9 protein-coding genes are annotated in these 11342 nt (G+C 71.5%); 5 read left to right on the forward strand and 4 right to left on the reverse strand.

The window, feature by feature from the left end; translation table 11 throughout:
- Positions 1-66: 66 nt before the first annotated feature.
- Positions 67-744 (reverse strand): flagellar hook capping FlgD N-terminal domain-containing protein, encoded by a 678-nt coding sequence (locus WYO_RS27845; RefSeq protein WP_007569079.1) that lies wholly within the window; start codon positions 742-744, stop codon positions 67-69.
- Between the two features lie 72 nt (positions 745-816).
- The gene (locus WYO_RS27850) at positions 817-2307 is read right to left on the reverse strand and encodes a flagellar hook-length control protein FliK (protein WP_052311460.1); all 1491 of its coding nucleotides are present in this window, start codon (positions 2305-2307) and stop codon (positions 817-819) included.
- Between the two features lie 723 nt (positions 2308-3030).
- Here WYO_RS27850 and mnmA point away from each other — a divergent pair.
- The 4 genes from mnmA (at position 3031) to WYO_RS27870 (ending at position 7369) form a co-directional block, all read left to right on the forward strand.
- Complete coding sequence (gene mnmA, locus WYO_RS27855) at positions 3031-4185, forward strand: tRNA 2-thiouridine(34) synthase MnmA (protein ID WP_007569083.1); 1155 nt, start codon at positions 3031-3033, stop codon at positions 4183-4185.
- A gap of 25 nt (positions 4186-4210) precedes the next feature.
- On the forward strand, positions 4211-4864 hold the full coding sequence (locus tag WYO_RS27860; RefSeq protein ID WP_007569084.1) for a class I SAM-dependent methyltransferase: 654 nt from the start codon (positions 4211-4213) through the stop codon (positions 4862-4864).
- On the forward strand, positions 4861-5643 hold the full coding sequence (locus WYO_RS27865; protein ID WP_007569086.1) for a VTT domain-containing protein: 783 nt from the start codon (positions 4861-4863) through the stop codon (positions 5641-5643). Before WYO_RS27860 ends, WYO_RS27865 begins: the two co-directional genes overlap by 4 nt.
- 250 nt (positions 5644-5893) lie before the next feature.
- Positions 5894-7369, forward strand: a complete 1476-nt coding sequence (locus WYO_RS27870) for a HAMP domain-containing sensor histidine kinase (protein WP_039904542.1) — start codon at positions 5894-5896, stop codon at positions 7367-7369.
- Between the two features lie 4 nt (positions 7370-7373).
- Here WYO_RS27870 and bioB read toward each other — a convergent pair whose 3' ends face one another.
- Positions 7374-8375, reverse strand: a complete 1002-nt coding sequence (gene bioB / locus WYO_RS27875) for a biotin synthase BioB (RefSeq protein WP_007569089.1) — start codon at positions 8373-8375, stop codon at positions 7374-7376.
- Between the two features lie 84 nt (positions 8376-8459).
- Positions 8460-9344 (reverse strand): fumarylacetoacetate hydrolase family protein, encoded by an 885-nt coding sequence (locus WYO_RS27880; protein ID WP_007569092.1) that lies wholly within the window; start codon positions 9342-9344, stop codon positions 8460-8462.
- 414 nt (positions 9345-9758) lie between these two features.
- Between WYO_RS27880 and WYO_RS27885 the strand changes: the two genes are divergently transcribed.
- On the forward strand, positions 9759-11072 hold the full coding sequence (locus WYO_RS27885; protein WP_244424342.1) for an OmpP1/FadL family transporter: 1314 nt from the start codon (positions 9759-9761) through the stop codon (positions 11070-11072).
- Positions 11073-11342 lie beyond the last annotated feature (270 nt).

The following is an 11342-nucleotide window of genomic DNA, read 5'->3' on the forward strand; positions in this document are numbered from 1 at the left end:
GTCGAGCGTTGAAGGTACTTGCGCCCGCTTAAGAGATGTTGAAGCGGATCACTCGGATATGATTCGTCAGGTGCCACTTGTGGACAACCCTATGCTTTGGACGCTGCTGAGCGGGACTTTCTGGGAGCCGATCATCAGGACCGGCGCCGTGCCGCTGAGGTCGACCGAGTCCACGGTCCCGTTAAGCTGGGTGTCCACGGCGACGTTCGTCCCGGTCGTGTCGGCGGCCGAGACCTTGATCGAATAGGTGCCGTCCGGCGCGGTCAGGCCGGCCGAGGTCTTGCCGTTCCAGCTGTAGGTCTGGCTGCCGGCGGTGAGCGACGTGGTCTGCGTCGCCACCACGTTGTTCTTCGAATCGAGGATCGTCACCACCGCCTTGGGGGCCGCCCGGGCGGGCGTCAGCGTCCAGGAGGCCGAGCCGTTGGAGAGCTGCGAGCTGCTGCCGTCGGCCGTGATGCTCTTGCCGATATAGCTCGTGGCCGAGGCCGAGCTCGCTGATTTCGACGCGGTCAGGATGCTGTCGAGGCGGTCGTTGGACTTGAGCTGCTGCTCGACGCCGGCGAACTGGACCAGCTGCTGCGTGAACTGGTTGGTGTCCATCGGGTCGAGCGGGTTCTGGTTCTTGAGCTGCGTGGTCAGCAGCGTCAGGAACTGCGTGAAGTTGCCGGCGATCTCGCTGGCATTGCCGCTGACGCTCGTCGCTGTGGATGATGTGTTGGTAACGCCGGATATGCCGGAGGTCATGCGGCTCGCTCCCGTGGCGCGTCGGGGCGGACAGCCCGGACGGGTGATGGTTCGATGCGGTCGCGCATCGCGCTAGATTCGGATGTCGAGGCCGCCGTAGCCGCGCAGCCAGCGCGTCGGGGCGGTCTCCTCGGCCGCCTCGGCCCGATCCTGCGCCCAGGCGGCCTGGCCGTTCCGGGGCGCGTCGCCCTGGCCGCCGCCCGCGCCGCCCTGGGCGTTGCCGTCGCTGCGCAGCGACAGGTTGAGGCCGCCTCCGGACGGGTCGAGCCCGGCCTGGGACAAGGCCTGCTGCAACTGGCCGGCGTCGCGCTGGAGCATCGCCAGGGTCTCGGGCCGCTCGACGACCAGATGGGTCGTCACCGTGCCGCGGGCCTTGTCGATCTCGAGCTTGACGTCGATCCGCCCGAGCTCGGCCGGATCGAGCCGGATCTGGAACTCGCTCGATCCGGCGAGCGAGCGCAGCCCGATGGTCATTGGCACCTGGCCGATCGGCACCGCCGGATCCGGCGGCGCCTGCATCGGATTCGGAGCGAGCACGGCGGCCTGCGTCACGCCGGGACTGGTCCCGACTGCGGCCTGCGGAGCGAGGGCGGACGGGTCCGGGCCGCCATGAGGCGGGGCCGGGGCGGGCGCCAGCAATCCGGCCGACGCGCCGCCGCCTTGCCCGGCCTCCGCCAGGGCGGCGAGGAAATCCTGACTGGCCTGCGTGCCCGACGCCGCTTCCGCGCCCGCGGGATCGGCCTCGCCGGCTTTGACCGCCTCGACCGGGCTCGCACCAGGACCCGCGGCCTTCGCCATCGGCGCTGCGGTGGTCTTGGCCCCAATCATGGTGAGGCCGGGTTTCCCGCCTGCCGCTTCCGTCGCGGCAACCGAGGTGTCCGCGAGCGCGGTCCCCGATGCGGCGGTGCCGGTCACGCCGACTTCGCCGTCCTCGCCATCGGCCGCCTTGGTCTGGACGGGAGCGCCCTTGATCAGCTCGGCCAGCAGGGCCTGCACCGTGCCGGGCACGGCCGGGGCCGTCGGCTGAGTCGCGGCCTGGGGTGGCACCTCGCTCGGCACCGTCTCGGCCTGCGCGGTCTCGGGCGCGGCCGGATCGGCTGCACCCGCGTCGGTCTTGGCCGGATCGGCGGCCGTCGCGTCGGACGCGGCGTCCCGCACCGGCGTGCCGGCGGCGTCGGCGGAGGCCGGCTGCGCCGTCGGATCGGTGTTCCGGCCGGGGCCGGCGGCGGGGGCGGGATCCGACGGTTTCGCCGGACCCTGCGTTTCGGTGCGGGTCATCGGTTTGGCGGGCCGCGCCTCGGCCGGCGGCAGGATCGGAGCCTCGACGCGGGCCTCTGCCGACCGCGCGGGATTGGTGGGGCGGGCCTCGGGACGGGCGGCGGCGCGCGCCTTGGCGGTGTCGGCCGCATCCCGCGCGCGCTCCGAGGTGGTGCGGGCCGCATCGGCCTGATCGCGCCGGGCGTCCACGCGGGCGCGGCTCGCCGCCGCATCATCCCGGGCCCGCGCCGCGCTCAGCGCCGCGCCGAAGCGGTCCTGCGACGAGTCGCCGGCCCGGGCCGCCACGCCCGCCGCATCCCAGCTCGATCGCGGGGTGGACGATGTGCGGGCGGCCGGAATCCACCCGCTGACATCCAACCGATCCGCTGCGCCGCTCGCCATGGTGAGGCTCCTCTCGCTGCGGATCGAGCAAGGGCCAGGCCATCGACGTGTCCCGGTAAGCGGCTGAACGCAAACGTTTTTTCTTAGGGTGGGTGCAGGCGTGGCGCTTCCCCCGGGGCCGAACCTGCCGCACGCCAGGCAGGATTTGCCGGGCGCCGAGCGTCTGGATCTCGTTGCAGGGTGCAGCGCAGAGGTGAGTGATACGAAGGCTGATTCCATCGGAGGCTGATGAGCCGACGCAACCCCGGGTCTGGCCAGGTGCCCGCTCCCGCACGCGCCATGGGTGACACAGGCCGGACGATTCATCGCGCTCCACCGCGGAAAGCTCGGTCTTATTGTGCAGCCTCCGGCTGGACCGGTGCCGCCACGCGCCGTCATCCTGCGGCCGCGCAGCGGAGCCCGGGATCCCGAGGCGCCAAGCTCTTGCACCGCCGGTGGCTCTAAAGTCCGAACTCGCCTGCGGCGACCCGGAATGACGGCGCCGGGGACGTCTCCGGCCCCGCACGGGGCGATGCGTCGCCATCGCAGGCGCCCGGAAAACCCAACCCTGGAAAGCCGGCCGGACTCCCGCTATAGACGGGCCGTGCAGCCGAGACGCCTTTCAGCCGGCGGCGGCGGACCCGTGCGATGAACGCCCTCGACCTTCCCAAGCCAGCCCACGAGACGCGCGTCGTCGTCGCCATGTCGGGCGGCGTCGATTCCTCCGTGGTCGCGGGGCTGCTGAAGCGGCAGGGCTTCGACGTGGTCGGGGTCACGCTCCAGCTCTACGACCACGGCGCCGCGACCCATCGCAAGGGCGCGTGTTGCGCCGGCCAGGACATCAACGATGCGCGCGCGGCCGCCGAGCATCTCGGCATCCCGCATTACGTCCTCGACTACGAGGACCGGTTCCGCGACGCGGTGATCGAGAAATTCGCAGAGAGCTACCTCGCCGGCGAGACGCCGATCCCCTGCGTCGAGTGCAATCGCACGGTGAAGTTCCGCGATCTGCTCGGGCTGGCCCGGGACCTGAACGCCGACGCGCTTGCCACCGGCCATTACGTCGCGAGCCGCGCGCTGCCGGATGGTGGGCGGGCGCTGCATCGCGCGCTCGATCCCGCCCGGGACCAGAGCTACTTCCTCTACGCGACCACGGCCGAGCAGCTCGCGTTCCTGCGCTTTCCGCTGGGCGAGATGTCCAAGACCGAGACGAGGGCGCTCGCCAAGAATCTCGGCCTGTCACTGGCCGAGAAGCCGGACAGCCAGGATATCTGCTTCGTGCCCCAGGGCCGCTACAGCGACGTGATCGCCCGCCTGCGCCCGGACGCGGCCCGGCCCGGCGAGATCGTCGACCTCGCCGGCCACGTCCTCGGCCGGCACGAGGGCATCGTCCATTACACGGTCGGCCAGCGCCGGGGCCTCGGCCTGTCGGGCTCCGAGCCGCTCTACGTCGTGCGCCTGGAGCCGGACACCGCCCGGGTGGTGGTCGGCCCGCGCACGGCGCTGGCGACAACCCGCATCCGCCTCTCGGACCTGAACTGGCTGGGCGAGGGCCCGGCCGAGTCGGTGCGCGACCTGCAAGTGGCCGTCCGCGTGCGCTCGACCCGGCCGCCGCGCCCGGCGACGCTGACCATCGGGCCGGACGGCGCCGCCGAGGTCGTGCTGACCGAGCCCGAGGACGGCGTGTCCCCGGGCCAGGCTTGCGCGATCTACGGCGACGACGGCCCCCGGGCCCGGGTGCTGGGCGGCGGCACCATCCGCCGGGTCGATGCGTTGTCGGCCCGGCCCCGAGAAGCCGCCTGATCTCACTTTCTGGATAGTCTGAACGATGCTGAGCGAGCCGCAGATGGCCGGGCCGAGCACGGCCCTGATGCGCAAGGCCTATGCCCGCTGGGCCCCCGTCTACGACGTGGTCTACGACAAGCTGACCGAGCCCGCGGCCCGGGCCGCGGTCGAGGCCGCGGCCGAGCACGGGCCGCGGATCCTGGAGGCCGGCGTCGGCACCGGGCTGGCGCTCGGCTATTACCCGAAGGCGAGCTTCGTCTGCGGGGTCGACCTCTCCGAGGACATGCTCAAGCGCGCCCGCGCCAAGGTGAAGCGCCGGAACCTGTCCCACGTGAAGGGCCTGCAGGTGATGGATGTCTGCCATCTCGGCTACGCCGATGCGAGCTTCGATGCCGTGGTGGCCCAGTTCCTGATCACCCTGGTGCCCGACCCCGAGGCCGCCATGTCCGAGTTCCTGCGGGTGGTCCGGCCCGGCGGCGGCATCGTGCTCGCCAACCATTTCGGCCAGAGCGACGGGCCGCTGGCCCGGGTCGAGGAGGTCGTCGCCCCGCTCTGCACCAAGATCGGCTGGTCGTCGGACTTCAAGGCCACCCGGATCGAGGCCTGGGCCCGGCGCAACGGCGTCGAGGTGCTGGGGCTGAAGCCGACCTTCCCGGGCGGCTTCTTCAAGATCCTGCGGATGCGCAAGCCCGGGTGAGCGACGCCGGGCTCGCGTCCGCCCCGGAGGGGCGCTGGAAGCGGCTGCGGCGCTGGCTGCCGCTGGGGCTGCTGCTGTGCATCTCGGCGATCGTGCTGGTCTCCGGGGTCGCGCAACTTCTGAGCCTCGACCGGCTGCTCGCCTCGCGGGCCTGGCTGCACGGCTTCGTCGAGACCGGATACGCCCGCGCGCTGGTGGCGGCCTACCTGGTCTACGTCGCCGCCGTGGTGGTCTCGGTGCCGGCCACGCTGATCCTGACCATGATCTGCGGCTTCCTGTTCGGGATCGTGCCGGGGGCGCTCACGGCGGTCTGCGCCGCCACCACGGGGGCGGCGATCGTCTTCGCCATCGGCAAAGGGCCCGGGGCCGACCTGCTGCGCCGGATGGGCGGGACGCGGCTCGCCGCCTTCACGGACGGGTTCCGGCGCGACGCCTTCGGCTACATCGCGGTGATGCGGCTGCTGCCGCTGTTCCCGTTCTGGATGACGAACCTCGCGCCGGCCGCCTGCGGGGTGAAGATGCGGGTCTTCGTGCTCGCGACCTTCCTGGGCCTGCTGCCGGGTGCCCTAGTCTACGCCACCACAGGGGCCGGGATCGACGACGTGGTCGCCGCCCACGAGGCCGCCCGGGCCGCCTGCCTGGCCTCCGGCGCCCCCGGCTGCGACGAGGCCCTGACCCTGCGGGCGCTGATCACGCCCAAGATGGTGGCGGGCCTGGGAATGCTGGCGGTCTTCGCCCTGGGCAGCATGGTGCTGAGCCGGCGGTTCCGAAGGGGGTGAGGGGCGAGTGAGCGGGACGCCAGGACGGGGCGCCGCTCGGGGTGCCCGTCCGCTTGCCCGCCAACTCGGCCGTGGACGTTCTTCGAGGTGTTCCAAGGTACATGCAACCTCAGCGTCATCGTGCTCGTATAGTGCGCGCGGGAATGCGCCTGTGTTCCCGCCTTCGAAGTGATGGCGTCCCGAACATGTCCCGCGCGAAGGCCGGAAACGGCTCGAGCTTTCACGATCCCCACGTCGCCCGCCCGCCGCAATGTCCGGTCGGAGCGTGATGAGCGTGGCCGTCGAATCCGACACGGTCGCGGCTGCGGCGACCCCGGCTTCCGCCGCGTCGCGCGAGGTGCCCGAGCGGCCCCCGGCGCGCCTGGGTCTGTCCGGCCGGCTGTTCCTGGTCACCGTCGCCTTCGTGGTGGTGGCGGAGGTGCTGACCTACGTGCCGGCGGTCGCCAATTATCGCATCGAGTGGATGTCGGACCGGGTCGCGGCCGCGCAGGTCGCCGCCCTGGTCCTCGACGGCCGCACCGGCGAGCCGGTCTCGGAGGCGGTGGAGAGCCGGCTGCTCGCCGGGGTCAACGCCCGGGCGATCGCGGTGCGGGGCGGTGGCGCCCAGCGGCTGCTCGCCATCGAGCCGGTGCCCGAGACGGTCGCCGACACCGTCGACCTGCGCGACGTCACCGCCTGGTCGACCATCCGGGGCGCCTGGCGGACCCTGGTCGCGCCGGTGCGCGAGCCGATCCGGGTGATCGGGGAGGGGGGCATCGGCTTCGACCGGGTCGAGGTCCTGCTCGACGAGGCGCCCCTGCGCGCCGCGATGATCGACTACGCCCTGCGGCTGCTGGTCTCCTCGCTGATCATCGCGGCCTCCGCGGCCGGGCTGGTCTTCGTGGTCCTGCAGGTGCTGATCGTGCGCCCGGTGCGGCGGCTGGCCACCAGCATCACCGCCTTCGCGGAGAACCCGGAGGATGCCGGCCGGATCATCGCGCCGTCCCGCCGCCGCGACGAGATCGGCCAGGCGGAACTGGCGCTCGGGCGGATGCAGCGGATCCTGGCCGATCAGCTCCGCCAGAAGCGGCGCCTCGCCGAGCTGGGGCTCGCGGTCAGCAAGGTCAGCCACGAGCTGCGCAACCTCCTGACCGGCGCGCAACTCCTGGGCGATCGGCTGGAGGATACCGCCGACCCGATGGTCCAGCGGGTGGCGCCGCGGCTGGTCGCGGCCATCGCCCGGGCGATCCGGTTCTGCGAAGCGAGCCTGTCCTACGGGCGCGTGTCCGAACGCGCGCCGAAGTTAAGCTGCACGCCGCTGGCGCCGCTCTTCGCCGAATTGCCGGATCTCGCCGCGCTCGCGTCGCATCCCGTTCGCGTGACCGTGGCGGCCGGCGAATGCCGCGTCCAGGCCGATCCGGAGCAGCTCGCCCGGGCGCTCGCCAACCTGGTCCGCAACGCGGTCCAGGCGCTCGACGGCGCCGGAATGCCCGACGCCGAGGTCCGGGTCGCCGCCACCCGCGAGGAGCCGGGCCGGGTGACCATCCTGGTGACCGATAACGGCCCGGGCCTGCCGGCGCGGGCCCGGGAGAACCTGTTCTCGCCGTTCCAAGGCTCGGTGCGCTCGGGCGGCACCGGGCTTGGCCTGCCGATCGCCGCCGAGCTGATCGGCATCAACGGCGGCAGCCTGACCCTCGATCCGGGCGAGGGCGGGGCCCGGTTCCGGATCGTGCTGGCGGAAGCGTGAGACGCTATTCCGCCGCGGCGAGGATCGGCTCGGCGACCCGGATGCCGAGATCCTGCAGCAGGGCCGCGTCGGAATCCGCCTCGTTGTTGGCGGTGGTGAGCAGGCGCTCGCCGTAGAAGATCGAGTTGGCCCCGGCGAGGAAGCACAGAGCCTGCGCCTCCCGGCTCAGGGCCTTGCGCCCGGCACTCAGGCGGACCCGGGCCTTAGGCATGACGATGCGGGCGGTGGCGCACATCCGCACCATGTCGAACGGATCGACCGGCGTGGCGGTGTCGCCGAGCGGCGTGCCGGGGACCGCGGCCAGGGCGTTGATCGGCACGCTCTCCGGGTGCGGCGCGTGGTTGGCCAGCACCTGCAGCATCGCGACCCGGTCGCCGACGCCCTCGCCGAGGCCGATGATGCCGCCGCAGCAGACGCCGATCCCGGCCTCGCGGACCCGCTCCAGGGTATTCAGGCGGTCCTCGTAGGTGCGGGTCGAGACGATCTTCTCGTAATAGTCCGGCCCGGTATCGAGGTTGTGGTTGTAGGCGGTGAGCCCCGCCTCGGCCAGGCGTTCGGCCTGGCTGGCGGTCAGCATGCCCAGCGTGACGCAGGCCTCCATCCCGAGGCCGCGCACGCCCCGCACCATGTCCAGCACGGAGTCGAATTCCGCGCCGTCCCGCGGGCTGCGCCAGGCCGCGCCCATGCAGAAGCGGGTGGCGCCGTTGGCCTTGGCGGCGGCGGCTTCGGCCAGCACCGTCTCCACCGGCATCAGGCGCTGGCGCGGCAGGCCGGTGCCCTTGTGGTGGGCCGATTGCGAGCAGTAGCCGCAATCCTCCGGGCAGGCGCCCGTCTTGATCGAGAGCAAGCTCGCGCGCTGGACGTCGCTGGGGTCGTTGTGGGCCCGATGCACGCCTGCGGCCCGATACACCAGATCAAGCAACGGCAAATCGTGGATCGCGCGGATCTCGGCCACGCTCCAGTCGTGGCGGAAATCGGAGGCGTGCGGGTCGGCGGCTTGGCTCATGATGTCTTCTTGAGTGGGATCGGTGGCCAAAATCAAGCGCCCTGCGGGCCGCCGCCATCCGGTGCGGAGGCGGCGGCGCCCGCGTCAGTGCGTCGGCTCGCCGGCCGAGACCTTGGCGGTCCAGTCGTCGAAGGCGATGACCTTCTGGCGCTGCTCGCCCAGGCGCTCGATGCGCAGGACCATCTCGTCGCCGGCCTTGAGGTAGCGCGGCGGCTTCATGCCCAGGCCGACGCCGGGCGGGGTCCCTGTGGTGATCACGTCCCCGGGCTCCAGCAGCATGAAATGCGATGCGTAGGCCACGAGCTGGGGCACGTCGAAGATCATGGTCGCGGTCGAGCCGGTCTGGCGGCGCTCGCCGTTCACGTCGAGGCTCATGGCGAGGTTCTTGAGGTCGGGGATCTCGTCCAGCGTCACCAGCCAGGGCCCCAGCGGCCCGAAGGTCGGCGCGCTCTTGCCCTTGGTCCAGGTCGGGCCGCGCTCCAGCTGCCACTCGCGCTCGGAGACGTCGTTGCAGATGCAGGCACCCGCCACGTAGTTCAGCGCCTCGTTGGCGTGGACGTAGCTCGCCCGGCGGCCGATCACCACGGCGAGCTCCACCTCCCAGTCGGTCTTGGCCGAGCCCTTGGGGATGATCACCGTATCGTTCGGCCCGCACAGGCTGGACGGCGCCTTGTTGAAGATGATCGGCTCGGCCGGGATCGGCGAGTTGGTCTCGGCGGCGTGGTCGGCGAAGTTGAGGCCGATCGCGATGACGTTGCGGGTGCCGCCGACGCAGGGGCCGAGCCGCACGTCGTCCGCCAGCTTCGGCAGCTTCTCGGTATCGAGGGCGCGCAGCCGGGCGAGTGATTCGGGCGCCAGCGCCGGGCCGGCAATGTCGCGCACGATGCTCGACAGATCGCGCAGGCCCCCCTGCGCATCCACGAGGCCGGGCTTCTCGTCGCCGCTCGGGCCGTGCCGGAAGAGCTTCATCGCCGCGACTCCTCATCCTTCCCTGGAACCGGTCTACGCCGGGCGCCGGGACCATGGCCGGGCAGGACCGCCGGTGCAAGCGCCGCCGGATCCGGGGATGCCCGCGCGGGGTGTCACAACTTGGTCACATCGTGGCAAAAAAGTGCAGGTTCCAACGGCGATAGATTTATTGTTCATTGCCCCGGTGAATCCGCGAACAACTGTCGGGCCGGTGAGAAGTCAGAATTCGATATGACGGCGCGCAATAAATCGCCCTGCAGATTTTCACTTCATCAATGGCCTCGGCGCCGGCCCGAATAGAAATCGTCATTGCGATCGACCCGGGGAAACCGGCACCATGGCGGAAAGGGCGCCGGACCGGGACACAAGGTCGAATCAGGACGCCCCAGCAAACCAACCGGTTCGGGGGGACAGATGAGCGGGACAATGCGCGCGGCGGTGCTCGCGGCTGCTGTGGCGGCGCTCGGCGCCGGGGAGGCCCGGGCCGGAGCGTTCGGCATCCGGGAGCAGAGCACCCAGGCCCAGGGCCTGTCCTTCGCGGGCGCGGCCGCCGGTTCCGGCGGCGTCTCGTCGATGTTCTGGAACCCCGCCACCATTACGATGAACCCGGGCTTCGTCGCGGAGCAGAACCTCACCTATATCGGTCTCTCCTCCGAGATCCGGACCGCGCCTGGGACCAATCCCGGCTTCGCGGGTCTGGGCGGCTCCGGCGATATCGGGCAGGGCGCCGTGGTGCCCGCGGGCGCGACCTCCTACCAGCTCAACGACCGCCTGTGGCTCGGCCTCTCCACGGGCGCGCCCTTCGGCCTGGTCACCAAGCCGAACCAGGTCTGGGCCGGCGAGGTCTACGGCCGCTCGTCCCGGATCTTCACGCTGGCATTCAATCCGGTGATCGGCTTCAAGGTCAACGAGTGGCTGTCCCTCGCCGCCGGCCCGAACATCGAGTATTTCCGGCTGACCCTGCGGCAGGCGCTGCCGATCCCCGGCATCGCGCCGACCCTGTATCCGAGCTCGTTCCTGAAGGGCGAATCCTGGGGCGTCGGCTTCACGGCGGGCGCCACCCTGACGCCGCGCGACGGGACCGTGATCGGCATCGGCTACCGCTCGTCGGTGCATCACGACATCGAGGGTTCCATCGGCGTGCCGCTGGTGGCGCTGGCGCCGCTCGCCGGACAGGTCCGCGCCAAGCTCAACACGCCGGACAAGCTCAGCGTCGGCCTCGTCCAGGCGATCTCGCCGGTCGCCCGGCTCAATCTCGGCTTCGAATGGGATCAGTGGTCCAGGCTCGGCACGATCGGGATCGTGTCGAACCGCCTCGGCCTGCCGGTCAGCAACCTGCCGCTGAACTACAAGGACGGCTACACCTACTCGATCGGTGCCGAATACGACGCGGCGCCCAACCTGACCCTGCGCACCGGCTTCGCCTACGAATCCTCGCCGATCGACTTCCGCAACCGCTCGGTGCGGCTGCCCGACGGCGACCGCTACATCGCCTCCGTGGGCGCGAGCTACCGCTGGAACGAGCGCCTGACCCTGAACCTGGCCTATTCGCACTTCTTCCTCGACCGCTCGCGCATCCTCGCGGGGGTCGGGCGCGACTACAACGTCAGCAACATCGCCTTCGCGGGCGTGGTCGATTCCAGCGCCGACATCGTCTCGGTGGGCTTCCGCTACATGTTCGGCGCCCCGCCCGCGGCCGCACCGGCGCCGCTGATCCGGAAGTACTGAGCGGGGCGTTCGGCCTCCCATATCGTCGCGGGCTGAGAGCGAAGGGCGCCACGCCCGCGCCGGCTGCGATGGTCACACATCGCTGCCGTACAAGAACCAAGGCCAACCCCAGACGCGCCTCCCACCCCCCTCTGCGGGGGAGGGTGGGCCGGCCGTCAGGCCGGGCCGGGAGAGGGGAACCCCGGTTCAGCAGGGGACGCGACCGGCATGACGGGCCAAGCCCTGTTCTGCCGCGTCGCTCCCCTCTCCCGACCCCCTTCGGGGGCCACC

This window comes from Methylobacterium sp. GXF4, assembly GCF_000272495.1.
Taxonomy (GTDB): Bacteria; Pseudomonadota; Alphaproteobacteria; order Rhizobiales; family Beijerinckiaceae; genus Methylobacterium; species Methylobacterium brachiatum.